We start from the raw sequence: 24303 nt of genomic DNA, 5'->3' as shown, positions 1-24303 counted from the left end.
CCAAGCCCGGTTCAAACGGCTTGAAACGGCGATTTCGGGAACCAAGCTTGGCTTTAGTCGTTTCTGCCGCCGTAGGGGGGGCGAAGATGAGCCAGACTACGAGTCCAGTCCAAGACGGGTTCGAGCGGGAGCTGCTTGCAGCAGCCCCGTTCATGCGCGCTTTCGCGCGCAGCCTCTGCCGTGACCCAGAGCTCGCCGAGGATATCGCCCAGGAGACCATCCTGAAGGCCTGGCAGTGCCGCAGCCAGTTCCAGCCGGGCACCAACCTCAGGGCCTGGCTCTCGACCATCCTGCGCAACCGCTACTACTCGGGCCAGCGCCGGCTGAAGTGGCGCGCGGAGTTCGACGCCGACGTGATCGAGCGCACCCTGATGGCCCCGGACGACCCCTCCATCAACGTCGAGCTGGAGGACGTCCGCCGGGCGCTCGCCATGCTGCCCGCCTTCCAGCGCGAGGCGCTGATCCTGGTTGGCGCGGGCGGGCTCTCCTACGACGAGGTGGCGCAGATCGTCGGCTGCCCGGTGGGCACGGTGAAGAGCCGGGTCCGCCGCGCCCGCGACGAGCTCGAGGCCATCCTCTTCCGCGGCCGCACGGCGCCTGCGCCGCGCTGCACCGAACCGCTGAAGGCTATCGTCGACGATTTCGACCGCCTCCGCGCCGGTAAGGCCGCCGCTTAGGCCCTAGACCTCAGGCAGAGCCGCCGCCGCTGCGATCCACAGAGCCTTGCAGGCGAGGTGGAGGACCTGGTCGGTGATCATGGTGATGCGGCGGTCGGACTTGAGGTGGTCGATCGCGCCATGCAGGCCGGCTTCGGCCAGACCGAGCCACCAGAGGTCCGCGCGGCCGACGATGGCCAGGGCGCCGGCGACGCCCGCGGCGTGGACCATGGAATGCGCCGAGAGCCACATCAGCCAGCCCGGCTCGTGACGCTGGTCGCCGGCCAGGATGACCCCGTGCCGGCGGCTCTTGCCCCTGGCCATCGCGTCGGGCTGGAGAGCGAAGTCGCACACCGCGTGCGACGCCACCAACCAGAAGGCAAGCTGCAACATTGAGCCTCACGGGGCCGGAGAAACCCTGAGAGTCCAGCAAGCGCCCTTCGCGGCCGCCTCGCCGTGACCCCGGTCACACCGCGCCGCAGGCTGCCCCCGGCAAACGTTTTGGCGAATTCTCCAGAATTTACCGGACCTTCACGGCGCCAGAGGCAGGCTGACGGCTGGGGAGAGGCGCCTGGTCGAATGAAGCTCGACGATCTCAAGATCTCGACGAAGGTCGTGCTGCCGACCGTCATCCTGGCGGTCGTGGCGCTGATCTGCACCGGCATCGGATTCTGGCAGGAGCAGCAGGTCGCCCGCGCGGCCCAGATCCTGGTCGAGCACCGCTCGCCGGCCGAGGTGATGTCGGCGCGGTTCAACCGCCGCGTCAGCGTCGTCGGCTATTCCGCCTACCGCACCTTGATCTTCAGCGAGGACCCCGCGGCCGCCCAGCGCGCCTCCGCCGAGCTGGACAAGGCCTACCACGAGGGGCGCGAGAGCCTGCGGCTGATGGCGCGGTACGATCCCGCCACCGCCGGCGCGGCGGCCATGTTCGCCGGCCGGATGGACGCCGCCTACCGCGACGCCCGACGCGGCGCCGACCTGGCCCTGGCGGGCGATCCCGCGGCCGCCAAGCACGCTTTCGCCCGGTTGGACGACGCCGTCGCCAGCTTCTCGCGCGACGCCAAGGCCTGGGGCGACGTCTACCACGAGGACACCGCCGCGATGATCCGCCAGGCCGCCGAGCGCGCGCGCCTGGGCCGGATCACGAGCCTGGCGCTGGCCGTGGCCGCCGCGGCGGCCGGCGCCGGCTTCGCCCTCTGGATCGGGGCCACCCGCATCGCGCGGCCGATCGGCCGGCTGGCCGAGGCGATGGACGCGCTCTCCGCCGGCGAGCTCGACACGCCGCTCTATGGCGCCGAGCGCAAGGACGAGATCGGCGCCATGGCCCGCTCGGTCCGGGTATTCCGCGACAACGCGCAGGCGCTTCGCCAGGCCCAGGCCGCCGACGTGGCCAAGTCCGAGTTCCTGGCCAACATGAGCCACGAGATCCGCACGCCCCTGAACGGCGTGCTGGGCATGACCCAGGTGATCGAGGCCGACGAGCTGACGCCGCTGCAGCGCGAGCGCATCCGGGTCGTGCGCGAGTCCGGCCAGGCGCTGCTCGGCCTGCTCAACGACGTCCTAGACCTTTCGAAGATCGAGGCCGGCAAGCTGGAGCTGTGCGAGGCGCCGTTCGACCTGCAGAAGACCCTGTCCGCCGCCTGCGCCACCTTCGAGGGCGCGGCCGCGGCGAAGGACCTGGAGCTGATCCTCGGGGTGCAGGCCGATGTGCGCGGCGTCTGGATGGGCGACGCCCTGCGGCTGCGCCAGGTCATCTCGAACCTGGTGTCCAACGCCCTGAAGTTCACGGAGAGCGGGTCGGTGACCATCTCCGCCTGCCGCGACGCCACTGACGGCCCGCTGATCCTTCGGATCCGGGACACCGGCATCGGCATCGATGCCGACGTCGTGCCCAGGCTGTTCGCCAAGTTCGCCCAGGCCGACGCCTCCACCACCCGCCGCTACGGCGGCACCGGCCTGGGACTGTCCATCTGCCGCGAGCTCGTCGAGCTGATGGGCGGGGAGATCTCGGTCGCCAGCACGGCGGGCGCGGGATCGACCTTCACGGTGGTCCTGCCGCTGACCCAGGTCTCCACCTCGGCCGAGGCCCTGGATGAGGAGGCCGCCGCCCAGCCGGTGGAGCTCTCAGGGACCGACGCCCTGCGGATTCTGGCCGCCGAGGACAATCCCACCAACCAGCTCGTGCTGCGCTCTCTGCTGCAGCCGCTCGGCGCAGAGCTCGTCATCGTGCCGGACGGCCGCGCGGCCGTGCAGGCCTTCGCGGGGGCCGACTTCGATATCGTGCTGATGGACGTCCAGATGCCCGAGATGAACGGCGAGGACGCCACCCGTGAGATCCGCAAGCTCGAGCAGCGGGCCAGACTGCGGCGCACGCCGATCATCGCGCTGTCGGCCAACGTGCTCACCCACCAGCTCGACGCCTACCTGAAGGCCGGCATGGACGCCCATGTGGCCAAGCCGATCGAGGTGGAGAAGCTGTTCTCGACCATTGCGTCGCTGCTGCACCCGGCGGAGACGGCGCAACCTGTCCGGCGCGGACGCGCCTAGGCGGTGAAGGTGGCCAGGACGGCCCCGTTGTGGCGCAGCTGGACGCGGCGGCCGAAGTACTCCCGCGCCGCGGCGTAGTAGGCGGCGTAGGCGACGCCGGCGGTCAGGCTCATGGCGACCACAGTTGCTTGGCCCCCCGCGCCTTCCTCCTCGAGCAGCTCGACACAGTACGGAAGCTCACGCTCCGCCGACGCAAGCCGCGATGCAGACTTCAGCCGGTGCACGGCCATGGACGCTCTCCCTCGACAGGAGTCCCATAGCACGGCGTTATCCGGGCGTACGTCAGCCGGCCGACGTTAGACGCCGATTTGTGCCTATTCGCCGCGTCCGCGTCAGGCGATCCAGTCCGCAGCCCCGATCTGTCCCGGGGCCACCCCCTGCAGCGTGGTGATCAGGAACGGCCAGTCGCCACTGTTCGGGGCGTCGCGGTCGAAGTAGACCTGGGTGTTGCCCTGGCCATCGCCGCGGAACTCGACCGAGCCGCCGGACGCCGCGTCGAACAGACCGGAGAGGTCCAGCTTGTCGGTCCCGGGGGTGAAGTCGGTGATACGGCCGGCGTTCCAAGGCAGTGCGCCATAGACGAAGTGGTCCGCGCCGCCCGCGCCGGTCAGCTGGTCCGGCCCCTGGCCGGCATGGAGCGTGTCGTTCCCGGCCCCGCCGACGATGGTGTCCCCGTACTGGTCGGAGCGAAGCACCTGACCGTCGCCGCTTGGCGGCGGCGGGGGCGGAGGCGGCGGAGGCTCGGAGCCGCCGCCGCTGCCGGTCAGCTGCGCCCAGGTCAGGCTGCTCCTCGCACCGGCCGCGCCGCCGCCGTACACGCCTTCCAGGGTGAAGGCGAAGGTCCCCCACTGATCGCCAGTCCCGGCGCCGTCGCGGTCGATGTAGACATGAGTGCTGCGCCCATCGAGCGCGTTGACCAGGCGCACATGGCTGTCGGCCACGGGGTCCGACCCCGAGTAGCCGATGTCCTGGAACACGCCGGACAGGTCGAGCCGGTCGGAGCCGATCGCAAAGTCGGTGATCCGGCCCGCGGACCAGGGCATGTCGCGGTAGGCGAACGTGTCGGCCCCGCCGTTGCCGGTCAGCACGTCAGCGCCCTGGCTGGCGATCAGCGTATCGTTGCCGGCGCCGCCCTGCAGGGTCGAGCCCGGGCCGGGCGAGGTGTAGACCTGCCCGGGGGTCCCGCTGCCTGCGCCGTCGTCATTGGTGATGACGCCCACGGCGGTGGAATTGGGGCCGACGGCGGTCGGATTGCTGCCGCCGCTGTTGGCCTGCAGGACGACGCTAAACGTCTCGTCGCCCTCGGCCGCGGTGTCGCCGGTCACGTAGACGGTGATCGTCTTGCTGGTCTCGCCTGCGTTCCAGCCGAACGAGACGCTGGGCATCCAGCCGTTCTGGAAGTCGCCGCTGTCGGCCGGCCGTTCGCCCGAGCCCTGCACGCGGTAGGCCGTCGTGGCGACCTGGCTGGTGTCGCCGGTCCGGGTCAACGTGAAGCTGTAGGCGGTGAGGCCGGAATTGCCTTCCGCGTGCGTGACCGTCGCGGGAGAGATGTTGACGGTGCTGCCCGTGGGCGGTGGAGGGTTGCCGCCCCCCGCGCCGGCGAGCTGCGCCCAGGTTAGGCCGGAGGTCTCGACGTTCTGCAGGTTGACCACGAAGTGCGGCCACTGGGGGTTCGGGCCCGCGCCGTCGGGGTCGAACAGGATGCCGGCATCCGCGCCGCGGTCGACGATCCAGATGTACTTGTCGGCCACCGGGTCCGAGCCCGTGTAGCCCGCCTGCTGCAGCAGCGGCGACAGGTCCAGCCGGTCGATGCCGACCCGGAAGTCGGTGACGTTGGCGAACTGCCAGGGCGTGCTGGTCCAGCGGAACACGTCCGCCCCGGCGCCGCCGGTGAGCTGGTCAGGCCCCTGGCTCGCGATCAGCGTGTCGTCGCCCGTCCCGCCGGTCAGGGTCGAGCCCGGCCCCGGCGACTGGATCACCCGCCCGCTCGCGCCGCTCGGCGCCTCCTCGACCCGCACGCTCAGCGTGGAGCTCGCGCGGTCGCCGTCGCCGTCGACCACCTCGTAGGTGAAGGTGTCGGTCCCGTTCGTCGCGCCGTTGTTGGCGGTGTAGCTGAAGTGGCCGTTCGACTGCACAGTGAGCACACCGCGCGCGCCATTGAGGGTGACGGTTCCCGAGGTCTGGGCGCCGCCCATCCCCCAGAGCGACAGCCCGTCGGCGCTGCCGTCGTTGGCGAACAGCTGGCCGGTGACCGCGCCGGCTCCCACCTGGGCCGTGGCGGTGTCCGCCGAGACCCTCGGCAGGTCGTCGTAGATGGTGACGTCGATCCGGCCGCTCGTCTGATCGCCGTCGGTGTCGGTGAGGGTGACGCTGGTGTTGAAGAAAGCCTGGCTCGCGCCGGGGTTATGCCGCACCGCCTCTTCGAGGTTGAAGATGATGGTGACCTTGCCCGTGTCGGGATCGAAGCTCCTGATCGTAAATGTGCCCAGGCCGAAGGACGCTTCCCAGGACGAGGGCGTGAACACGCCGTCGGCGATGACAGTGTGGCCGTCGATCACCAGCGTCTTCACCCCGTCGGGGGCGGAGACGTAGAACTGGTGCAGGGTGCCGGTCGAGTAGGCCTCGTAGCTGCCGCCCGGCAGGCCGTGCTCGTTGCCGCCCAGATTGACCAGCGACTGGCCGGTGTTCGCCGCGCCCGACCAGTCCTTCAGCGTGGCGGGATTGTCGGCGGGCGCGCTGGACGACGCCGCCACCGTGAGCTTGAACTGCAGGTTGGGTCCGCCGAGGTGCGGGTACAGCGTGTGCTCGCCGTTGCTGAGCGGAGTGGTAGTGATGTTCGCATAGCCGCGGGCGACGTCGTCGGCGGTGAGCACCGTCTGGCCCACAGCCGTGCCGTTCTCGCGGACGTACAGCGTCTCACCGGCCTTCATGCCGCTGCTTTCGAGGCCGATCTGCAGGGTGGGCGTGCTGTCGTCGGTGGTCGCGCCGTTCGCCAGGGCGCCGGTCTGCGGACCAACGTCGTCGGTGACCGTCCAGATCTCCGGCCGCAGGATGAAGCTGAAGCTGTCCTGGACCGGATCGCTCACCACCCCGTCGGCGCTCTTGAAGCGCGCGTACCAGGTGCTCGGCATGCCGTCGCCCGTGAACCCGATCACGGGGATGTCGATATAGCCGCGGTCCACATCGGCCTGGGTGACCTGCACCCCGCCGTCGAGGCTCTTCTCCCAGGCGGTCCCGCCGTCGTGGCGGGTGACCAACACGGTACCGACCTGGGTCACCGCCACCCGCGCGACCGGCGTCGCGTCCGTGGACCAGTCGGTTACCGGCCCCTGGAACTTGCCCTGGTCGTCCAGGATGGTGAGGGTCGGCGCGGCGGGCTTGGCGAGCGCGGGCGGGTTGGACGGGTCGATCTCGAGCGTGCGGGCGATGCCCCCGTCGTTCCACTGGACGAGGTAGTCGCCGTCGGCTTGGACGGTGATGGTGGGCAGGTCGCCGGTGATCTGCACGGGCCCGCGCACCACCTGCCCGCTGTTGTCGTAGAGGGTCAGGAAGGGATGGTACTGGGTGTCCGGCTGGCCGCCGCCGGGGGGGACCTGCCCCTTCTCCATGGAGACGACCAGGAAGCCGCCGTCCGGAGAGGCGGCGATGTCGTAGCCGTGGCCGCCGCCCGGCAAGTCGAGGGTGGCGACGCGCGGCCCGCCGGTGTCGTACACGCGGGCGTCGATAAGGGCTCCGCCCTTGGAGGCGAACGTCGTCACGACGACATAGCCGCCGCCGGCGAGGGCCACGACCTCAGGGCCGGCCGCGCTGTTCATCAGGGGGGAGCTGACCTCCTGCGGGCCGACCGGGGCGCCGCTGGCGTCGTACTTCTGGACCTTCAGCTGACCGCCGTTGACCCATTCGACCTCGACGCGGCCGCCATCGGTGAGGGGTGTGACTATCGTGGCCATCTGCGCTCTCCAGTACGCACAAGGAGTCGCGCTGCCGCGCCTCCCCCGGTAGCCAACCGAAAGAGGGGCGTCGAAGTTCCTACAGCCAAGCCGCTGGAGACGAAGATAATTTCGACAGCCCCGCTTGCGCGGCCAGCGGCGCCTCAACCGGAGAGGCCACGGCGAAGTTCCGGCCGGAGCGGACCGGAATTTCGAATATCCGTGATCAGAGCGTCAGGCGGTGATGGCGTCGCGGATCACCCGCTGAAAATCGCGCTGTACGACGTCGACCGGCTGCTGGATCATCAGCACGGCAACGAGCTGCTCGGCCGGATCGGTCCAGCTCATGGTGCCGTAGGCGCCGCCCCATCCGAACGCGCCCTTCGACCGGCCTGAGCCGCTCAGCTCGGCGTCCAGCACCGTGCGGACCTGGACCCCGAAGCCCGTCCCGCGGGTGTCGCCACGGGTGCCGCGGTAGAGGTCGCCCACCAGGTTGGAGCTCATAAGCGCCACCGACTCCGGCTTCAGCACCCGGCGGCCGTGGATGGTCCCCTTGTTCAGCAGCATGGTCTCGAACAGCAGGTAGTCGCGCGCGGTGCTGACGAGGCCGTAGGAGCCGGCGAAATAGCTGGTCCGCATCGGCGGCCCGCCGCCGCCCCGCGGCGTCGCCCAGGCGCCGTTCTCGTACACGTAGCGGCGCATCACGCGGCCCGACTGCTCGGGCGTCAGGTTGTGGGCGGTGTCCTTCATCCCGATGGGATCGAAGATGTGCTGCTTCAGGTACTGATCGTAGGGCTGGCCGGAGGTGATCTCGACGACACGGGCCAGCACGTCGGGTCCGACCACGGCGGAATAGGCCCAGCGGGTCCCCGGCTGGAAGTCGAGCGCGGCCTCCCTCAGGCGCGGGATGTACTGGGCCAGGGTCTCGCCCGGCCGTCGCTGCGGGCCGGCGTTGAGGCCCGAGGTGTGGGTGGCGAGGTCGCGGATGGTGATCTCGCGGGCCTGCGGCTCCAGCTGGTCGTCGGTGTAGGTCTGGCCTGGCTGCAGGCGAGGCGTCCCAGGCTTGGCGGCGCCGCGGACGGCCTTCAGCTCGGGGATGTACTTGCTGACCGGGTCGGACAGGGAGACGCGCCCGAGCTCCATCTGCTGGAGCAGCGCCACGCCGGTGACCGGCTTGGTCGACGACATCATCACGAACATGGCGTCGGGCCGCATCGGGGTCTTGGCGCCCCAGTCGTGGAAGCCGTGCGGCTGGAAGTGCACGAGCTTATTGCGCCGCGCCACCGCCGTCACACCGCCGGTGATCCGGTTGGCCGCGATGTGCTCGGCCATCATGGCGTTGATCTTGTGGAGGCCGGCGCTGGAGAGCCCGACACTCTCCGGACGCGCCGCGGGCACGCCGGGGATGGCGCCCACGCCTTGCGCCACCTGCGCCCAGCCGAGGCCCGGCGCGGCCGCCGCGGCCCCAAGCCCGAGCAGCATCGAGCGGCGATCCAAGACTGCGTAGGCCATCGGCCCCTCCCGTTTGTCGTCGTTGCGGGCGAGTTTAGGGCCCGGTGTTGCGCAGAGATTGCAGCCGCCGCGCGGGCGCTTAAGGTCGGCGGCCAAACGGGGATTCCACCATGTTCCGCACCGCCTGCTCGGCGCTGGCGCTGGGCGCCGCCCTCATCTCGACGGACGCCTTGGGCCAGCCCGCGCGCACTGCGCCGGCCGCCGCCCAGTCGGAGGACGCCCGCCTCGCCGCCTTCTTCGAGCAGGCCTTCCTGGAGGCGGCCCGGCAGAGCCCCGAGACCCTCACCAACCTCGGCCGCAAGGAGCGCTACGGCGAGCTCGACGACTACACGGAGGCCGACCGCAAGCGCGGCCGCGAGATCGCCGAGCGCCAGCTCGCCCGCATGAAGCGCGAGTTCCGCCGCGATCGGCTGAGCCCGAGCTCGCAGGTCTCCTGGGACCTGTTCGAGAAGCAGGTGGAGACCGGCCGCCGGCTCGACCGTTGGTACTGGCACCGCTATGCCGTGAGCTCGGGCGGTGGGGCGCTGAACGGCATCCCGGTCTTCCTGATCAACAACCACCGCGTCGACAGCGTCGCCGATGCCGAGGCCTACGTCTCGCGGCTTCGGGCCGTGGAGCGCGTGGGCCGCGAAGTCAGCGCCGACATCGACCAGCGCACCGCCCGCGGCTTCCTGCCCCCGTCGTTCGTCTTTGGGCGCGTGATCCCGGATACCCAGAACCAGCTCAAGGGCGCCCCCTTCGACGCCGGGCCCGAACACCCCGTCTGGGCCGACTTCAAGAAGAAGGTCGGCGCGCTCAACGCCGACGCCGCCACCAAGGCGCGTCTGCTCGCGGCTGGCGAGGCGGCGATGAAGGGCGAATGGCGGCGCGGCTTCACCCGCTACCTGGCCGCGCTGGACGCCATGTCGAAGAAGGCGACCACCGTGAACGGCGTCTGGGCCCTGCCCCAGGGCCAGGCCTTCTACGCCGACATGCTGAAGTTCATGACCACCACGGACATGACCGCCGACCAGATCCACCAGACGGGACTGGACGAGGTCGCCCGCATCCGCGGCGAGATGGAGCAGATCAAGGCAAGGGTCGGCTTCACGGGCACGCTGGAGGAGTTCTTCCGCCACATCCAGGCCGGGGCCCAGTTCCACTACCCCAACACCGAGGCCGGCAAGCAGCAGTACCTGGCGGACGCCAAGAAGGTGATTGCCGACTACATGGCCGTCGCCGACAAGCAGTTCTCGCGCCTGCCCAAGGCGCCGTTGGACGTCCGCGCGGTGGAGCCGTTCCGCGAGAAGACGGCGTCGACCGCCTTCTACAACCGTCCCTCCGAGGATGGCTCGAGGCCGGGGATCTTCTACGTGAACCTGGCCGACATGACCCAGACGCTGAAGCCCCAGCTTCCGGCCATCGCCTTCCACGAGGGCGCGCCCGGCCACCACTTCCAGATCGCCCGCCAGCAGGAGCAGGCGGACCTGCCGATGTTCCGCCGCTTCGGCGGCTTCGTGGCTTACTCGGAGGGCTGGGGCCTTTACGCCGAGCGGCTCGGCAAGGAGGCCGGCTTCTACCAGGACCCCTACGACGACTTCGGCCGCCTCAGCCTCGAGATTTGGCGCGCGGTGCGCCTGGTCCTCGACACGGGCATCCACCACAAGCGTTGGACGCGGGATCAGGCCATCGCCTACATGCGCAACAACAGCCTGAACTCCGAGCTCGACACCGTGCGCGAGGTCGACCGCTACTTCACCAGCCCCGGGCAGGCGACCGCCTACAAGATCGGCCAGCTGAAGATCCTCGCCCTGCGCCAGAAGGCGCAGGCGTCGATGGGGACGCGCTTCGACATCCGCGCCTTCCACGAGGTGGTCCTCGGCGCCGGCGCCGTGCCGCTCGACTTGCTGGAGAAGCGCGTCGACGACTGGATCCGCACCTCGCGCTGAGCTTGCCTTCCCCCCGGTGAGCGCCCCAGGGTGTCGTCCAAACCACAAAGGGAGGATGCGCCATGGCCATCGACTTCGAGATTCCCGCCGAGGCCAAGGCCCTGCGCGAGCGGGTGCGCCAGTGGGTGCACGACGAGTGCATCCCGGCCGAGAAGCGGCTGATCGATGGCGAGGACTACAAGACCATCCTGGGTGAGCTCCGGCAGAAGGCCCGCGCGCAGGGTCTATGGTGCCCCTTCATCCCCAAGGAATACGGCGGGATGGGGCTGGGGCCGCTGGCCAATGCGCTGGTGCAGATGGAGCTGGGCGAGAGCTACCTGGGCGCGCTCTCCATGAACACCCAGGGTCCCGACGACGCCACCATGATGACCATCCTCACGCACGGGACGGAGGACCAGAAGGAGCGTTTCCTGAAGCCGCTGCTGAACGGCGAGAAGCGGGTCTGCTACTCGATGACCGAGAAGGCCGCCGGCGCCGACGCGACCGGGATGCAGACCCGGGCGGTGAAGGACGGCAACGAGAACTACGTCCTCAACGGGGAGAAATGGTTCTCTTCAGCGGCCTCGGTGGCCGACATGGCGCTGGTCATGGCGATGACCGACCCGGACGCGCCGCGCCACCAGCGCTATTCCACCTTCATCGTCGAGCTGCCGAACCCGGGCTACAACATCAAGCGGAACATCCCGACCATGGCGCTCGAGGGCCCGCTCAGCCACATCATGGGCGGGGGCCACGCCGAGATCGAGATCAAGAACCTGGTGGTGCCCGCCGCCAACCTGCTGGGCGGCGAGGGCAACGGCTTCAACATGGGCCAGCACCGCCTGGCCTACGGCCGCCTGCGCCACGGCATGCACAACATTTCTCTTGCCCAGCGGGCGCTGGACATGGCCGCCGAACGGGTCACCAGCCGCGAGACCTTCGGCAAGCCGCTGGCCGAGCGGCAGGCGGTGCAGTTCATGCTCGCCGAGTGCGCCACCCAGCTCTACATCAGCCGCCTGATGCTGCTGCACATCGCCTACAAGGCGGAGAAGGGCCTGGACCTTCGGCAGGAGAACGGCATCGCCAAAGTCTACTTGGCCAACATGGTGCACCAGGTCGTGGACACCGCCATCCAGCTGCACGGCTCGCTGGGCTACAGCCTCGATACCCCGCTGGCCCGCTGGTACACCCACATCCGCTCGCAGCGGCTGGTGGACGGGCCCGACGAGGTCCACCGCTGGACCACGGGGCGCAACGTCATCAAGGCCTTCAAGGCGACCGGCACCACGGCGGGAGCCTGTGGAGGAGACCTGGTCTGACGCTCAGGCTGTGACCCAGGTCACGGCCTGGGAGCCCCTCCCCGTCTCTGCTGGAGCTTCGTCCGGCGCGGGAGGGCCGGAGGCTTCGGCCGCACGCCCGGCGTGCACAATCGCGTGGATAGATTGCATTGGCCGTTGCCTGAGCTCCCCCGCGCCCGCAAGCTCGGCCGTACGCGGCCACATCGGGGAACGGGGACCACATGCCGACGCTCACCATCAACGACGACGTCTTCACGGGCTCGTCCGGGAACGACACCGTCTATGCGCTCGCCGGCAACGACCAGGTCAACGGGGGCGCCGGCAACGACATCATCGAGGGCCACGAAGGCCATGACATCCTGCGCGGCCAGGACGGCGACGACACGCTCGACGGCGGCGCGGACGACGACTTCCTGCACGGCGGCCTCGGCGCCGACCTCTTCATCGGCGGCGCCGGCTGGGACCGGGTGGCGTTCTCCAGCGGCGCGACGCACGGCGCCACCGTCTACCTGATCACCCCCGGGGCGCAGGCCACCGGCTACGGCAACGACGAGTTCCTCGGCATCGAGCACCTCTCCGGCACGCGGTTCAACGATGTGTTCTGGGGCACGGCCAGCGCGAACTGGATCTGGGGTGGCTCGGACGGCAGCGGCGTCACCGGCAACGACACCCTGGTGGGCGACGCAGGCGACGACCTGATCGAGGTGGGCGCCGGCGACCACCTGCTGAACGGCGGTGACGACTACGACGTGCTGTCCTTCTTCGGCAACGGCAGCGACATCACCAGCGCCGGCGTCGTCTTCTCGCTGGCCCAGCAGCACACCTACCAGGCGACCCAGCAGGGCTCGATGTACGCCTTCAACTTCGAAGGCCTGTCCGGCTCGTTCTACGCAGACACCCTGAGCGGCGACGGCGGCGACAACTACCTCGCCGGCAGCCTGGGCGACGACCAGCTGTACGGCGACGATGGCGACGACGTCCTGCTCGGCGACGGCCAGAGGATGGTCGACACCCACGGGATCGGCGGCTCCGGACCCATCGTCAGCTACGACGACCGCGCCGCGGTTTTCGGCGAGACGCCCGGCAACGACTACCTCGATGCCGGCGACGGGAACGACTACGTCAACGGCGGCGGCGGCGACGACTTCGTGCGCGCAGGCAAGGGCGACGATGAGATCGACGGCGCGGACGGCCACGACTACCTGCGCGGCGACGCGGGCAAGGACGTCATCAAGGCCGGCGACGGCGACGACCTGCTCTACGGCAACGCGGACGACGACGAGCTGCACGGTGAGGACGGCTGGGACCGGGCGGCGTACGCTTCCGGGGCCACCGCCGGCGTGAAGGTCGACCTCAACCTGCAGGGGACGTGGCAGGACACCGGCAGCCAGGGCTACGACTACCTCACCGGCATCGAGCACCTGTCGGGCACCATTTTCGACGACGAGCTCATCGGCGACGAAGGCGCCAACTGGATCTGGGGCGGCTCGAACACCACGGGCGTCACCGGCAATGACGTCATCCACGCGGGCAAAGGCGACGACCTCGTCGAGGTGGGGACCGGCGACCATTACCTGGATGGCGGCGACGACGTCGACGTCCTAAGCTTCTTCGGCAACGCCACGGACATCACCTCCGCCGGCGTCGAGGCTTCGCTGGCGCTGCAGGGCTCCGTACAGTGGACCTTGCAGGGGAACATGGAGTTCAAGGGCTTCGAGGGCCTGTCGGGCTCGATCTACGACGACAAGCTCTCCGGCGACGGCGACGCGAACCTGCTGGCGGGCGCGGCCGGCGGCGACTACCTCGACGGCGCCGAGGGCGACGACACCCTGCTCGGCGACGGCCATGTGCGGGCGTACAGCCACGGCACGGGTACCTCGGGACCGATCGTTACCGACATCGACGTCACCTGGAACGGCAGCTCGTTCCCCGGCGGCGCGGACACCCTCGACGGCGGCAAGGGCAACGACAGCCTGACCGGCGGCGTCGGCGCCGATGTCCTGTGGGGCGCGGGCGGCGAAGACCACTTCGTCTACACGCGGGCCGAAGATTCCAAGCCCACCGACCGCGACCTGATCATGGACCTCGAGAAGTGGGACGTGATCGACCTGTCCGGCATCGACGCGGACGTCACGACGACCGGCGACGACGCCTTCACCCTGGTGGCCGCCTTCGGCGGGACCGCCGGCGAGGCCACCCTCGCCTATGACGCGGTGACCGATATCACCTCGCTCAGCCTGGACGTGGACGGCGACGGGAGGGCCGATACGGTGGTCGACATCCGCTACGACTGGAGCGGCTTCGGCAACTTCATCCTGTAGCGGTCACCGGCCGTAGATCGCGTCGAGCGCCCGGGCCACGTCCACCAGGCGCTCGCACGCGGGATCGAACCGCTCGCCAGCGGCCAGACGCGTTGCCCAGTCGGCGGCGGCGCGGCCGCCCCAGGCGTCCGGGGGCCCGGACAGGGTCTCGCGAACCGTTCCGCGGTAGCGCTCGGCGGTGAAGTCGTAGAAGGAGCCGCCGACGTTCTTCAGCGCCGCGCCGCCCAGCGTGCCGTAGAAGGACGCGCCGATCACCGCATCGCAGCCGGCCTGCAGCCGCCACGAGCAGGCGAGCTGGACGGCGGTCCCCGTCGAAAGCTCTAGGTTGGCGACGGCGTAATCCTCAACCTTGTCGCCGCCCACCAGCGGCTCGCCGCCGGCGAAGAGCTGGCTGGAGACCTCTGTAACGGCAGGGAAATCCAGCGCCCACAGCGCCAGGTCCACGAGGTGCACGCCCAGGTCCATGACACAGCCGCCGCCCGACAGCGCGGGGTCGTAGAACCACGGCTTGTCCGGCCCGTAGGCATTGTGGAAGACGAGGTCGACGGCGAAGACACGGCCGAGCTCGCCAGCCGCGATCTGCTCGCGGATCCGCTGCATGCCCTCTGTGAACCGGTAGGAGAGGTCCACCGCCAGCAGCCGGTCGGCGGCGCGCGCGGCGTTCACGACCGCCTGAGTCTCGGACGCCGTCCGGCCTAAGGGCTTCTGGCAGAAGACGGCGACGCCGGCGTTCAGCGCCGCGATCGACTGCTCCGCGTGCAGGGCCGACGGCGTGGCGATCACCACCCCATCGACGTCGGCGGCGAGGATCTCATCCAGCCCGGCCACGACCTCGGCACCTGGTGCGAGCTTGCCGGCCTCGGCGGCCATATCGGGCGACGGATCGGCGATGGCGGCCACCTCGGCGGCGCCAGTCTGCACGATGGCCTCCATGCGGTGGCGGCCGATCCAGCCCACGCCCAGGAATCCCAGGCGCGGACGGCGCACGGTCGCGCGCGTTCGGGGTTCCTCCATGACCTCGCTCATCAGAAGGTCACCAGCGCCTTGAGGAAACCGTCCGGCCGATCGCGCGTGTCGTTCAGCGCCTCGTCGAGCCGCTCCAGCGGATAGACGTGGGTGTAGAGCGGGCTGGGATCGAGCCTGCCCGAGGCCACGGCCTCCACCGCCTCGCGCACACCCTGGGCATAGACCTCCGGGTCGCGCTCGTGGGCGTTGATGACGTCGAGACCGCGCCAGTTCCAAAGCTGCATGTTCACCTGCCGCGGCCCGTCCTGGTGATAGCCGGCGATCACCAGCCGGCCGCGCTCGGCGCAGAGCTCGGCGGCCAGATCCAGCGGCCACTGCTTGCCCACCGCCTCGATGACGCGCTCACAGAACTTGCCGCCGGTGAGCTCCCTCACCTGCTCGATGATCCGCCAGTGGTCGTCCATCGCCACGACCTCGGCCGCACCCATGTCGCGTGCCAGGTCCAGGGAGAACGGCCGGCGCGACACCGCGATGACCCGCGCGCCGGCGTCGGTCGCTAGCCGGGTCAGGATCGCGCCCAGGAAGCCGATGCCGACGATGGCCACCGTCTGGCCCGGCTGGATGTCGCAGCGGCGGAAGATGTTGAAGGCGCAGCCCAGCGGCTCGCCCGGGAACGGCTGTCCGGCGAGGCTGTCCGGCAGCTTCACCACCGCGCCCACGTCGGCGACGTCGTACTCGGCGTAGCTCTTGTGGCTGAGTGCGGCGACTCGGTCGCCGACCTGCAGACCCTGTACGCCTTCGCCCACGGCGTCGACCACGCCCCAGCCCTCGTGGCCCAGCGCGCCCGGCTCGGTTGGGAACTGCATCCACTCCGGGCCTTCCCAGGGCGTCAGGTTCGAGGCGCAGACGCCGCAGCCTTCCAGCCGCACGCGCACCTGGCCGGGCCCCGGCTCGGGCCGGGAGACCTCCTCCATCCGGATCATCCCCGGCCCCGCCACCACGGCGGCCCGCATCTTAGGCTCTGCGGCCACGGCCACGCTCATCGCCCACCCTCACTGCGACTGACACACACGGCGGGGGGCACACGGACAAACGCGCGCGCGGCAAGCGCCGCGCGCGTCAGGCCAACGTCGGTCCTGGCGTCTCCCACCTCGGGAACAATGATGAAGGCGCCGCTTGGTTCCCGGAACAGGCTTCGCCGTTGCGCGTTCACCTCAAAAGCGACGTGGCAGACGCTGCGGCGCCGTGCGGCCTCGCGCATCTGGTCAGGGGTGAGATGGCGGCCACGCTCGAAACTGCAGCCAAGGGCGGCATTCCCGACCGTAGCGACACGCTCGAGGATTTCTTCGAGAATGGCGCCGTGGGCCTGCACCTGGTGGACGGGGGCGGCCGGATCCTGCGCGCCAACCGGGCGGAGCTGCAGCTTCTGGGTTACCAGCCGGAGGAGTACCTCGGCCGCCAGATCAGCGACTTCCACGCCGACGCCGGCGCCATCGAGGATATTCTGGCCCGGCTCTCCCGGGGGGAGACGCTCGACAAATACCCAGCTCGACTGAAGGCCAAGGACGGCTCGATCAAGCATGTGCTGATCTCGTCCAGCGTCTGCTTCGACGAGGCCGGAAACTTCCGGAACACCCGCTGCTTCACGGTCGACGTGACCGATCGGGTCGCCGCGGACGCGGAGCTGCGGGAGGCCCAGCAGCGGCTGGCCGCCACTTACGAGCACGCGCTGGCGGGCATCGCCGAGGTCGACTGCCACGGCCGCTTCTTGCGGGTCAACGAGCCCTTCCACGAGATCACCGGCTACAACAAGGCCGAGCTCCTGGGCCGCTGCGTCTTCGACATCACCCACCCGGAGGACGCGCCGGCGGACCGCTCGCAGTTCGAGCGGCAGGTGCGTGGCGACATCGAGCGCTACGCCACCCAGAAGCGCTACCTCCGTGCCGACGGGCGCTGCGTCTGGGTGCACGTGATGAGCTCGACCGTGCACGGGCCGGACGGCGAGTTCCTGTACGGCGTGCGGGTGGTGCACGACGTCACCGAGCAGAAGCAGGCGGAGGAGCGGCGGCGGCTGCTGGTGGCCGAGTTGAACCACCGGGTGAAGAATACGCTGTCGACGGTGCAGTCGCTCGCGTCGCAGACTGCGCGCAACGCCCGCGACCTGGACGACTTCCAGGACCGGTTCGAGGGCCGCCTCGTGGCGCTCTCGAAGGCGCACGACCGGTTGACGCGGCGCAGCTGGGCCGACGCGAGCCTGGCTGAGATCGTGGAGGAGGAGCTGGGGTTCCGGGGGGGCGGCCGCGCCGTGGTCGCCGGCCCCGACGTCGCACTCTCCCCGCATACGGCGCTGGCGCTCAGCATGGCGTTCCACGAGCTCGGCACCAACGCGGCGAAGTACGGCGCGCTTAGCAGCCCTGACGGGCGCATCTCGGTGCACTGGAACGTCGAGCGCGACAGGTATTCCCGTCCCGTGCGAGTGTCACTCACCTGGATGGAGCGCGGCGGTCCGACCGTGAAGCCGCCGGAAAGCCGCGGGTTTGGCTCTCGCCTGCTGGACGCCATGGCCGCCGAGCTCAACGGCGCCGCCGAGCTCCGGTTCGAACCGGAAGGACTGGTTTGGAGCCTGGAATTTCCGCTGCAGCTGGCCGCCTAGGCCTTCAGCAGCTTACCGATCGCCAGCGGCCTGGCCGGGCCGGTCACGTCCTCCGCGGCCAGCGAGGCGCAGTCGGGGACCTTGCCCTTGGGCTGCGAACCCGCGACGCCGACGGAGAGGCCGACCCACTCGCCGCCATAGCCCTGCGGCCGCTTCCACGGCATGCCGAGCAGGGTGCCGGGGATGGCGGTGTCGAGGGTCTGGTCGCCCGAGGGCTCCACCACCACGACGTCGGCCAGCTTGTTGGCGTCGGCGCCCCATCGGACGCACACGCCGACCGTGCCCTGCGGAGAGGGCATGGCCTCGGCGGCCTCGTCGGCGTGGGCGAACCCAGCCAGGGCGAAGGCGGCCGCAGCCGCGGGGAAAAGGAGGGTCAGCCTGCGCTGGAAGGTTTTCATCGGGGCTCGTCCTTGAAGCCCCGTATGAGTTCGCAAACCCGGTTCGCGTTCCGGCGGTATTCTAACGAATAATTCAACCCGGACGCGGGAACCGGAGCCGTAGCCCCGGCGGCAGGCCCGGCTGGCGAGTGAGGGGTGAAGTCCCGTCACCAGCTGCAGCAGCGCGGTCGCCCGCACCGCAGAGGGCCTCCCCCGAGACCCCGGGCCGCCGAGGCGCGCGCGCCGCCGTTGAGGCGATGGCGAGCGCGAGCGCAACGACTTCAAACCGCCGGTCGCTCCCCGACCGAGCTTGGCTGTACGGGAGATACGCAACCCCTAGCCGGGCGGCTGTGACCCTGGACACACGGCTTGACGCGGAGGCGCGGCGAGGCCCTTTGAGCGGCGGCAGCAGGGGAGCGGGCGATGGACCGGCGTATGGTTGGCGAGTTCGAGGTCTCGGCGATCGGGCTCGGCTGCATGAGCCTCAGCCACGCCTATGGCGCGCCGCCGCCCCGGGAGCAGGCCGAGCGGGTGCTGAAGGGCGCGCTCGACGCCGGCTACACCTTCCTCGACACTGCCGCCGTCTACGGCGTCGGCCATAACGAGACTCTGGTCGGCGAGGTGCTGAAGGACCGCCGCGGCGACTATGTGCTGGCCTCCAAGTGCGGTCTCACGGTCGGTGACCAGCGCGCCCTGGACGGCCGGCCCGAGAACCTGAAGGACACCTGCGAGCGCAGCCTGAAGCGGCTGCAGACCGAGGTGATCGACCTCTACTACCTGCACCGGTGGGACCGCCGCGTGCCCATCGAGGACAGCGTCGGCGCGCTCGCCGACCTAGTGGCCGAGGGCAAGATCCGCGCGATCGGGCTTTCGGAGGTCTCCGCGCCGACCCTGAAGCGGGCCCATGGCGTCCACCCGATCACCGCCCTGCAGACGGAATACTCGCCGTGGACCCGAAATCCCGAGATCGCGGTGCTCGACGCCTGCCGGGAGCTCGGTGTGGCCTTCGTCGCCTTTTCGCCCGTGGGTCGCGGCTTCCTGGCCGGCAACGTGCGTGACGTGTCCGAGCTGGAGCCTGGCGACTTCCGGCTCGGCATGCCGCGCTTCCAGGGCGAGAACTTCGAGCAGAACCTGAAGCTGCTCGACCGCTTCGAGGCCCTGGCGCGGGACGCCGGCTGCACGCCGGCCCAGCTGTGCCTCGCCTGGCTGCTGGCCAAGGACGAGAACATCGTGCCGATCCCAGGCACCACCAATCCGGTCCACATGCGCGAGAACGCCGCCGCCGCGGACATCCGCCTGTCGGCCGAGATGGTCGAGCGCGTGGACGAACTGGTGAACGAGCGCACCGTCGCGGGGCGGCGCTACAACGAGGCCATGCAGGCCAGCGTCGACACCGAGGACTGATCGCATATCTAGGTAGTTCTACGGAATGTCGCCCGCGCCCAGGCGTCGGCAACCATGCCACCATGGCATCTCTGAAGTTCCCCGCCGATCTCGACCGTGAGGTCCGCGACCAACGCCGTGCGCGGCTTGCCCCCGGCTATGCGGTCGGCGTGACCGAGGAGATGATCCACGCCCAGGTGCATAGCTTCTACGCGCGCGTGCGCGAGGACGCCGAGCTGGGGGCGATCTTCAACAGGCGGATCGCCGACTGGGACGCCCACCTGGCGAAGCTGTGCGACTTCTGGTCGTCGGTGCTGCTGATGACCGGCCGCTTCCATGGAGCCCCGATGCGGGCGCACCTGCAGGTCGCCGAGATCAATGCCCCCCTCTTCGAGCGGTGGCTCGGGCTGTGGGCCGATACGGCGCAGAAGGTCTGCCCACCGGAGGCCGCCCTGCTCTTCACGGCGCGCGCGCGGACCATAGCCTCGAGCCTGCAGCTCGGTATCGCCGCCAGCCGCGGCGAGGCGGTCTGACCGAGGCCGCGCCGGCTGAGAGCCGGCGGCGGATCAAGCTTGGCCGTTCGCGCGTTGTGCTCCGCGATGAACGCAGAACTTGCCCGCGAGGAGAGCTACGCCCGCGGGCTGGCGCGGGCTGCCGCCGGGGCGCTGATCTTCGGCTTTCCCCTGCTGATGACTATGGAGATGTGGGAGCTGGGCTTCCACATGGACCGGCTGCGGCTGGCGCTCTTCGTGATGGTCACCGCGGGCGTGGTCATCGGCCTGAGCCGCTACGCCGGCTTCCGCGACGACACCACGGTCGCCGACGACGTGCTGGACGCCTTCGCAGCGCTCTTCGTGGGCGGCGTGGTCTCGGTTGTCCTTCTGGTGATGATGGGGCTGATCCGGCCCGACACCACCATTCGGGAGGCCGTGGGCATGATCGTGGTGCAGGCAGCCCCGGCCAGCATGGGCGCGGTCCTCGCCAACAAGCAACTGACGGGCGGCCCGCCCGGCCGCACCAAGGAGGACCGCGCCGGCTATGTCGGCCACCTGTTCCTCATGTCCGCCGGCGCCCTGTTCTTCGCCTTCAACGTCGCGCCCACCGAGGAGATGATCCTGATCGGCTTCAAGATGAGCCCGTGGCACGGCGTGATCCTCGTGCTGGCCTCGCTCGTCCTCCTGCACGCCCTGGTGTTCTCGGTGGGCTTCGCGGGGCAGAAATCGCATGACAGCCAGTTCCGCGCCTTCCTGCACTTCACCGTCGCCGGCTATGGCGTCGCCCTGCTGGTCAGCGCCTACATCCTGTGGACCTTCGGCCGGGTGGAGGGTGGCTTGAGCGACGCCGTGCGCGCCGTGGTGGTCCTGAGCCTTCCCGCGGCGCTCGGCGCGGCGCTCGCCAGGCTCGTCGTCTGATGGCCGCGCGCAAACCCGCCGCCAGCAAGCCCGCGCCCCGCAAGGCGCCCACCCGCAGCATCGCCGAACGCACGCCGCTTGCCGAGTGGGTCGCCGCGGCGCTGGGCCTCGCCCTCACGCTGGCGGCGGTGGGCTATCTCGCGTGGGAGGGCCTCACGGACGACCGCACGCCGCCCAACCTCAGCGTGACGGCGGGAGCGCCGCAGCGGGCCGACGCCGGCTTCACCCTGCCGGTGAAGGTGCGCAACTCGAGCTTCGAGACCGCGGCGGACGTGGAGATCGTCGGCAGGCTGAGCGCCGGTGGTCAGCTGGTCGAGGAGCGCCGCACCCACTTCAGCTATGTGCCCGGGAAGGGCGAGGCCGGGGGCGGCCTGGTCTTCCAGCACGACCCCAGCAGCGGCCAGCTCGAGCTCCGCGCCGAGGGCTACGCCGAGCCCTAGCGCGCCGGCGCCAGCAGCAGGTCCAGGGCCACCTTCAGCACCGCCTCCAGACGGCCTGCCTCGCGCTCGGCGCCGGCCGCCTCGCGCGGGGTGAGCTCGCGCCCGCAGACGAGGTCGCAAGCCGCGATAAGGTCGGCCTGCCCCATCAGCCGCTCGCGGTAGCGGCCGAGCTGGGCCTCCGCTTGGCGGCGGCCCTCCGCCTGCGCCAGCACGAAGGTGAGCGGCGGCCCCCCCGGATCGGCGAAGCCGGGCTGCACCTCCAACGTCGAGCCGATCTTCGGCCCCGCCTCGGCCCGCCGGTATACGGCGCCGTAGCGCTCGCCGGCCTGGGCCTGCGCGCCGGTGATGCGGCCCTTTTTCATCAGCCAATCCAGCCCAGTCATGCGCCGGTACGGGGTTTCGCGGCCTGAGTGGCCGGCTGACGGCTTCTCGAACGCCGCGCCGCGCCGTCGCGCCAGGTGAACGGACTCGGCCACGCCGTCGCCGACCTGACGGGCTTCCGCCCTGGTCTTCTCCCGCTGCTCCAGGACCAGCAGGCGCTCGCGGGTGGCCCGCGCGGGATCGTAGACGCGCTTCATGCGCCTTCCCTCTCTTCGTCGGATATGGACTGAGGTCAGTCGCCGCCGCGGGCGACCACGGCGTCGGCAAGGCGGTAGACCGCCTCGCCGGCCTCGCGGTCGCCTTGGATGACGACGAGGCCGGCGGCGGTGTGGGCCAGCAGCTCCTTCAGGAACTGCGCCCGGTCGGCGGGCGCGCGGCGGGCGAGCGCCTTGGCGACCACCTGTCCGGCATCGTCAGCGGGACGGGTGGTCATGGACGGCGCTCCGGCATGACCGGAAATCCGCCCTCCGCCAGGACCGCGGTGACGTGCCTGTGGTGGCGGGCGAAGCGGGGACGCATCGGCCCGCCGAAGCGGCCGTGGAAGAATAGCTCGAGCTCGAAAGCCACCCGGCGGCCGAGGCCGAGCTGGGCCCGCGCGTCAACCGGGGGCGCGCCGCCATGCCGCAGGGCGGCATAGCAGGCGCTCGCTATGGTGGTGTTCATGGTATGTTCTGCCTCCAGGCGCGAACTGTATGTTAGCTACAGCGATTGCGGCAACTAAATTTGTAGATTATCTACAGCGTCCAACGGCCGCACAGGATTCCGGATGGACGATCGCTTCCAGAGGCTGCGTGAGGCACGGCAGGCGAAGGGCTTCGAGACGGCCGCAGCCGCGGCCGACGCCTTCGGCTGGAACCGCAACACCTACGCCTCCAACGAGAACGGGAACGCCCCCTTCTCCTATCGCCGCGCGAAGGAGTATGCGTCCGCTTTTGGCGTGCGCCCGGAGTGGCTTTACGACGCGACCGGCCCCATGCGTCCGGCGGCGGAGGCAGGGCTGGTGCGGGTGATCGGACGAGTGGGGGCGAACCCCGACGGCGTGGTGCTCTTCGCCACCGGACAGGAAGCCGGCGACCTCGCGCCGATCCCGCCCGGAGGCACCGACAAGGCCGTGGCGTTGCGGGTGGTCGGACACTCCATGCGCGGCGTCGCCGACGACGGCGCCCTCATCTACTTCGAGGACCAGCGCACCCCACCCACACCGGACATGCTGGGCCATGTCGTGGTGGTGGGGACCGACGCAGACGAGGTGCTGGTCAAGCGCCTGCTGCGGGGCTCGCGCCCGGGCCTCTGGGACCTGGAAAGCGTCGCCGGACCCACTCGCCACGACGCCCGGATTCGTTGGGCGGCGCATATCACCGCGATCATTCCGCCGTACCAGGCGAGGCGGATCGTCCGCTCGGCGTAAATTGGCTACAGCGTTTCTTTGGCGGATGTACTGTATGCAACGTACAGTTCAATCATGCCTGACGAGCTTTCCCGCTTCACCGAACTCGATGGGACCGCCCTTTCGATTTGTCCGCGACAGCTCTTTGGAATTGTCGTCCAGGGGCGGTCTCACAGCAGCAAACTCGCTCTTCCTCGTGTCCCGCCGCGCGACGTGCCCCGCGGACAAGATCCAGACGAATGGCAACAGCGTCAGCGGTCGCGAGAGGTCGAGCTTTCTTCAGAAGCGACTGCTTTCCCGGTCCCGCTGACATCGCGCCAGGACATCCGCAACCCTATCAGCGATTAGCTTTCTCTCTCTGCGCGATTGGGAAAGCAGATTGAGAAAGCACCTGCTGCCGGCCGGCCTACACCAGGAGCGGGAGTCGCCTCCCCACGCGCTGGCGATCCCGCTCTTGGCGAGAGGGAGTCCGCCGCTTGCTACGGATTTTTCACGCTTTTTCGTAGCTGAGGCACCGCCCATACGGGCACCTATACAGCAATATTTTTGTTCAGCTTTTCAAAGACTTCGCTAGTTGAGAGCCCCGCCCGTCCGCCCTGCGCCTTGAAACTGCGGGTATATTCGGTACGTCAGCAATTTCCCCCACAACTGGCTATACAACCGCCCCGCTCGCCAGAGCTCGATCACACGGTTGTGAGACACTAGGGCTTCGTTTCAGTTAGAAGCTCTGCGGCCAGACGGTCGGCAGTGGCCTGAACCTTCCGGCCAGAATCCAGCTCGCATTCCCAGGCAACCAGGACGCGCCACCCTGCCGCCGAGAGCGTCGAAGCTGCGGTGGCATCGCGGCTTACGTTTCGATCGAACTTCTCAAGCCAGTAGGCGGTGTTGGATTTCGGCGTCGTCGCGACCTTGCAGCCAGGGTGGCGGTGCCAGAAGCACCCGTGGACGAACACGACGGCCTTGTGCTTCGGAAGCACGATGTCAGGCCGCCCCGGCAGCTTGCGGTCGTCGAGGCGGAATCGGAAGCCTCGCGCATGCAGCGCCTTCCGGAGCGCGAGCTCCGGCGAGGTGTCGCGCGAGCGGATCTTCGACATCCGCTCCGAGCGCTGCGCCGGCGTCAGGAAGTCGGGCATG

At 69.8% G+C, this 24303-nt stretch carries 22 protein-coding genes; 11 read left to right on the top strand and 11 right to left on the bottom strand.

The genetic code is table 11. From position 1 onward, the window contains the following. Positions 1 to 152 precede the first annotated feature (152 nt). Complete coding sequence (locus VIL76_RS09910; RefSeq protein WP_332044863.1) at positions 153 to 677, top strand: sigma-70 family RNA polymerase sigma factor; 525 nt, start codon at positions 153 to 155, stop codon at positions 675 to 677. A gap of 3 nt (positions 678 to 680) precedes the next feature. On the opposite strand, the gene VIL76_RS09905 is transcribed toward VIL76_RS09910, so the two are convergent. Further along, positions 681 to 1049, bottom strand: coding sequence for a DUF3307 domain-containing protein (locus tag VIL76_RS09905; protein ID WP_332044862.1), 369 nt, complete (start codon positions 1047 to 1049; stop codon positions 681 to 683). 186 nt (positions 1050 to 1235) lie between these two features. Between VIL76_RS09905 and VIL76_RS09900 the strand changes: the two genes are divergently transcribed. Next, positions 1236 to 3203, top strand: coding sequence for an ATP-binding protein (locus VIL76_RS09900; RefSeq protein ID WP_332044861.1), 1968 nt, complete (start codon positions 1236 to 1238; stop codon positions 3201 to 3203). On the opposite strand, the gene VIL76_RS09895 is transcribed toward VIL76_RS09900, so the two are convergent. From VIL76_RS09895 to VIL76_RS09885, 3 genes are all read right to left on the bottom strand, one after another. Continuing rightward, positions 3200 to 3433: a hypothetical protein gene (locus VIL76_RS09895; protein ID WP_332044860.1), complete on the bottom strand. Its 234-nt coding sequence runs from the start codon at positions 3431 to 3433 to the stop codon at positions 3200 to 3202. The genes VIL76_RS09900 and VIL76_RS09895 overlap by 4 nt on opposite strands. A gap of 102 nt (positions 3434 to 3535) precedes the next feature. Then, positions 3536 to 7153 carry a type I secretion C-terminal target domain-containing protein gene (locus VIL76_RS09890; RefSeq protein WP_332044859.1) on the bottom strand — a complete coding sequence of 1206 codons (3618 nt, stop codon included), beginning with the start codon at positions 7151 to 7153 and terminating at the stop codon, positions 3536 to 3538. 213 nt (positions 7154 to 7366) lie between these two features. Continuing rightward, positions 7367 to 8644, bottom strand: coding sequence for a serine hydrolase domain-containing protein (locus tag VIL76_RS09885; protein WP_332044858.1), 1278 nt, complete (start codon positions 8642 to 8644; stop codon positions 7367 to 7369). A 110-nt stretch (positions 8645 to 8754) separates the two neighbouring features. Between VIL76_RS09885 and VIL76_RS09880 the strand changes: the two genes are divergently transcribed. The 3 genes from VIL76_RS09880 (at position 8755) to VIL76_RS09870 (ending at position 14170) form a co-directional block, all read left to right on the top strand. Further along, positions 8755 to 10572: a DUF885 domain-containing protein gene (locus VIL76_RS09880; RefSeq protein ID WP_332044857.1), complete on the top strand. Its 1818-nt coding sequence runs from the start codon at positions 8755 to 8757 to the stop codon at positions 10570 to 10572. Positions 10573 to 10634: 62 nt separating this feature from the next. Then, positions 10635 to 11870 (top strand): acyl-CoA dehydrogenase family protein, encoded by a 1236-nt coding sequence (locus VIL76_RS09875; RefSeq protein ID WP_332044856.1) that lies wholly within the window; start codon positions 10635 to 10637, stop codon positions 11868 to 11870. A 200-nt stretch (positions 11871 to 12070) separates the two neighbouring features. Next, on the top strand, positions 12071 to 14170 hold the full coding sequence (locus VIL76_RS09870; RefSeq protein WP_332044855.1) for a calcium-binding protein: 2100 nt from the start codon (positions 12071 to 12073) through the stop codon (positions 14168 to 14170). 3 nt (positions 14171 to 14173) lie between these two features. Here VIL76_RS09870 and VIL76_RS09865 read toward each other — a convergent pair whose 3' ends face one another. Continuing rightward, complete coding sequence (locus tag VIL76_RS09865) at positions 14174 to 15184, bottom strand: Gfo/Idh/MocA family oxidoreductase (protein WP_332044854.1); 1011 nt, start codon at positions 15182 to 15184, stop codon at positions 14174 to 14176. Between the two features lie 11 nt (positions 15185 to 15195). Further along, positions 15196 to 16179, bottom strand: coding sequence for an MDR/zinc-dependent alcohol dehydrogenase-like family protein (locus tag VIL76_RS09860; protein ID WP_332044853.1), 984 nt, complete (start codon positions 16177 to 16179; stop codon positions 15196 to 15198). Positions 16180 to 16412: 233 nt separating this feature from the next. Between VIL76_RS09860 and VIL76_RS09855 the strand changes: the two genes are divergently transcribed. After that, positions 16413 to 17789, top strand: a complete 1377-nt coding sequence (locus VIL76_RS09855; RefSeq protein ID WP_332044852.1) for a PAS domain S-box protein — start codon at positions 16413 to 16415, stop codon at positions 17787 to 17789. On the opposite strand, the gene VIL76_RS09850 is transcribed toward VIL76_RS09855, so the two are convergent. Further along, positions 17786 to 18187 (bottom strand): hypothetical protein, encoded by a 402-nt coding sequence (locus VIL76_RS09850; protein WP_332044851.1) that lies wholly within the window; start codon positions 18185 to 18187, stop codon positions 17786 to 17788. The genes VIL76_RS09855 and VIL76_RS09850 overlap by 4 nt on opposite strands. Positions 18188 to 18589: 402 nt before the next feature. Between VIL76_RS09850 and VIL76_RS09845 the strand changes: the two genes are divergently transcribed. The 4 genes from VIL76_RS09845 (at position 18590) to VIL76_RS09830 (ending at position 21401) form a co-directional block, all read left to right on the top strand. Continuing rightward, positions 18590 to 19570: an aldo/keto reductase gene (locus VIL76_RS09845; RefSeq protein WP_332044850.1), complete on the top strand. Its 981-nt coding sequence runs from the start codon at positions 18590 to 18592 to the stop codon at positions 19568 to 19570. Between the two features lie 62 nt (positions 19571 to 19632). After that, positions 19633 to 20082, top strand: a complete 450-nt coding sequence (locus tag VIL76_RS09840) for a group III truncated hemoglobin (protein ID WP_332044849.1) — start codon at positions 19633 to 19635, stop codon at positions 20080 to 20082. Between the two features lie 66 nt (positions 20083 to 20148). Next, positions 20149 to 20961 (top strand): TIGR02587 family membrane protein, encoded by an 813-nt coding sequence (locus VIL76_RS09835; protein WP_332044848.1) that lies wholly within the window; start codon positions 20149 to 20151, stop codon positions 20959 to 20961. Further along, the gene (locus VIL76_RS09830) at positions 20961 to 21401 is read left to right on the top strand and encodes a hypothetical protein (RefSeq protein ID WP_332044847.1); all 441 of its coding nucleotides are present in this window, start codon (positions 20961 to 20963) and stop codon (positions 21399 to 21401) included. Before VIL76_RS09835 ends, VIL76_RS09830 begins: the two co-directional genes overlap by 1 nt. On the opposite strand, the gene VIL76_RS09825 is transcribed toward VIL76_RS09830, so the two are convergent. Genes VIL76_RS09825 through VIL76_RS09815 form a run of 3 tightly spaced genes read right to left on the bottom strand, consistent with a single transcriptional unit; the run spans position 21398 to position 22445 of the window. Beyond that, complete coding sequence (locus VIL76_RS09825; RefSeq protein ID WP_332044846.1) at positions 21398 to 21979, bottom strand: hypothetical protein; 582 nt, start codon at positions 21977 to 21979, stop codon at positions 21398 to 21400. The genes VIL76_RS09830 and VIL76_RS09825 overlap by 4 nt on opposite strands. Positions 21980 to 22014: 35 nt before the next feature. Then, a complete protein-coding gene (locus tag VIL76_RS09820; protein WP_332044845.1) occupies positions 22015 to 22215 on the bottom strand; it encodes a hypothetical protein in 201 nt (66 codons plus the stop codon). Beyond that, a complete protein-coding gene (locus tag VIL76_RS09815; protein WP_332044844.1) occupies positions 22212 to 22445 on the bottom strand; it encodes a hypothetical protein in 234 nt (77 codons plus the stop codon). The genes VIL76_RS09820 and VIL76_RS09815 overlap by 4 nt, the downstream gene beginning before the upstream one ends. 103 nt (positions 22446 to 22548) lie before the next feature. On the opposite strand from VIL76_RS09815, the gene VIL76_RS09810 reads away from it, so the two are divergent. Next, complete coding sequence (locus VIL76_RS09810; RefSeq protein WP_332044843.1) at positions 22549 to 23190, top strand: LexA family transcriptional regulator; 642 nt, start codon at positions 22549 to 22551, stop codon at positions 23188 to 23190. Between the two features lie 680 nt (positions 23191 to 23870). On the opposite strand, the gene VIL76_RS09805 is transcribed toward VIL76_RS09810, so the two are convergent. Then, on the bottom strand, positions 23871 to 24302 hold the full coding sequence (locus VIL76_RS09805; protein ID WP_332044842.1) for a DNA mismatch endonuclease Vsr: 432 nt from the start codon (positions 24300 to 24302) through the stop codon (positions 23871 to 23873). Position 24303 lies beyond the last annotated feature (1 nt).

It is taken from the genome of Phenylobacterium sp., assembly GCF_036563285.1.
Classification (GTDB): domain Bacteria; phylum Pseudomonadota; class Alphaproteobacteria; order Caulobacterales; family Caulobacteraceae; genus Phenylobacterium.
Note: the sequence above shows the minus strand (reverse complement) of the source record. Positions and strands in the feature narration are given on the sequence as shown.

Bases quoted from the DNA above. Each gene is read 5' to 3' on its own strand.
- VIL76_RS09850 (WP_332044851.1), bottom strand. From the start codon at position 18,187: ATGAAAACCTTCCAGCGCAGGCTGACCCTCCTTTTCCCCGCGGCTGCG.
- VIL76_RS09875 (WP_332044856.1), top strand. From the start codon at position 10,635: ATGGCCATCGACTTCGAGATTCCCGCCGAGGCCAAGGCCCTGCGCGAG.
- VIL76_RS09815 (WP_332044844.1), bottom strand. From the start codon at position 22,445: ATGAACACCACCATAGCGAGCGCCTGCTATGCCGCCCTGCGGCATGGC.
- VIL76_RS09880 (WP_332044857.1), top strand. From the start codon at position 8,755: ATGTTCCGCACCGCCTGCTCGGCGCTGGCGCTGGGCGCCGCCCTCATC.
- VIL76_RS09855 (WP_332044852.1), top strand. From the start codon at position 16,413: ATGGCGGCCACGCTCGAAACTGCAGCCAAGGGCGGCATTCCCGACCGT.
- VIL76_RS09830 (WP_332044847.1), top strand. From the start codon at position 20,961: ATGGCCGCGCGCAAACCCGCCGCCAGCAAGCCCGCGCCCCGCAAGGCG.
- VIL76_RS09885 (WP_332044858.1), bottom strand. From the start codon at position 8,644: ATGGCCTACGCAGTCTTGGATCGCCGCTCGATGCTGCTCGGGCTTGGG.
- VIL76_RS09810 (WP_332044843.1), top strand. From the start codon at position 22,549: ATGGACGATCGCTTCCAGAGGCTGCGTGAGGCACGGCAGGCGAAGGGC.
- VIL76_RS09835 (WP_332044848.1), top strand. From the start codon at position 20,149: ATGAACGCAGAACTTGCCCGCGAGGAGAGCTACGCCCGCGGGCTGGCG.
- VIL76_RS09900 (WP_332044861.1), top strand. From the start codon at position 1,236: ATGAAGCTCGACGATCTCAAGATCTCGACGAAGGTCGTGCTGCCGACC.
- VIL76_RS09820 (WP_332044845.1), bottom strand. From the start codon at position 22,215: ATGACCACCCGTCCCGCTGACGATGCCGGACAGGTGGTCGCCAAGGCG.
- VIL76_RS09805 (WP_332044842.1), bottom strand. From the start codon at position 24,302: ATGCCCGACTTCCTGACGCCGGCGCAGCGCTCGGAGCGGATGTCGAAG.
- VIL76_RS09840 (WP_332044849.1), top strand. From the start codon at position 19,633: ATGGCATCTCTGAAGTTCCCCGCCGATCTCGACCGTGAGGTCCGCGAC.
- VIL76_RS09890 (WP_332044859.1), bottom strand. From the start codon at position 7,153: ATGGCCACGATAGTCACACCCCTCACCGATGGCGGCCGCGTCGAGGTC.
- VIL76_RS09905 (WP_332044862.1), bottom strand. From the start codon at position 1,049: ATGTTGCAGCTTGCCTTCTGGTTGGTGGCGTCGCACGCGGTGTGCGAC.
- VIL76_RS09860 (WP_332044853.1), bottom strand. From the start codon at position 16,179: ATGAGCGTGGCCGTGGCCGCAGAGCCTAAGATGCGGGCCGCCGTGGTG.
- VIL76_RS09910 (WP_332044863.1), top strand. From the start codon at position 153: ATGCGCGCTTTCGCGCGCAGCCTCTGCCGTGACCCAGAGCTCGCCGAG.
- VIL76_RS09825 (WP_332044846.1), bottom strand. From the start codon at position 21,979: ATGAAGCGCGTCTACGATCCCGCGCGGGCCACCCGCGAGCGCCTGCTG.
- VIL76_RS09895 (WP_332044860.1), bottom strand. From the start codon at position 3,433: ATGGCCGTGCACCGGCTGAAGTCTGCATCGCGGCTTGCGTCGGCGGAG.
- VIL76_RS09865 (WP_332044854.1), bottom strand. From the start codon at position 15,184: ATGGAGGAACCCCGAACGCGCGCGACCGTGCGCCGTCCGCGCCTGGGA.
- VIL76_RS09870 (WP_332044855.1), top strand. From the start codon at position 12,071: ATGCCGACGCTCACCATCAACGACGACGTCTTCACGGGCTCGTCCGGG.
- VIL76_RS09845 (WP_332044850.1), top strand. From the start codon at position 18,590: ATGGACCGGCGTATGGTTGGCGAGTTCGAGGTCTCGGCGATCGGGCTC.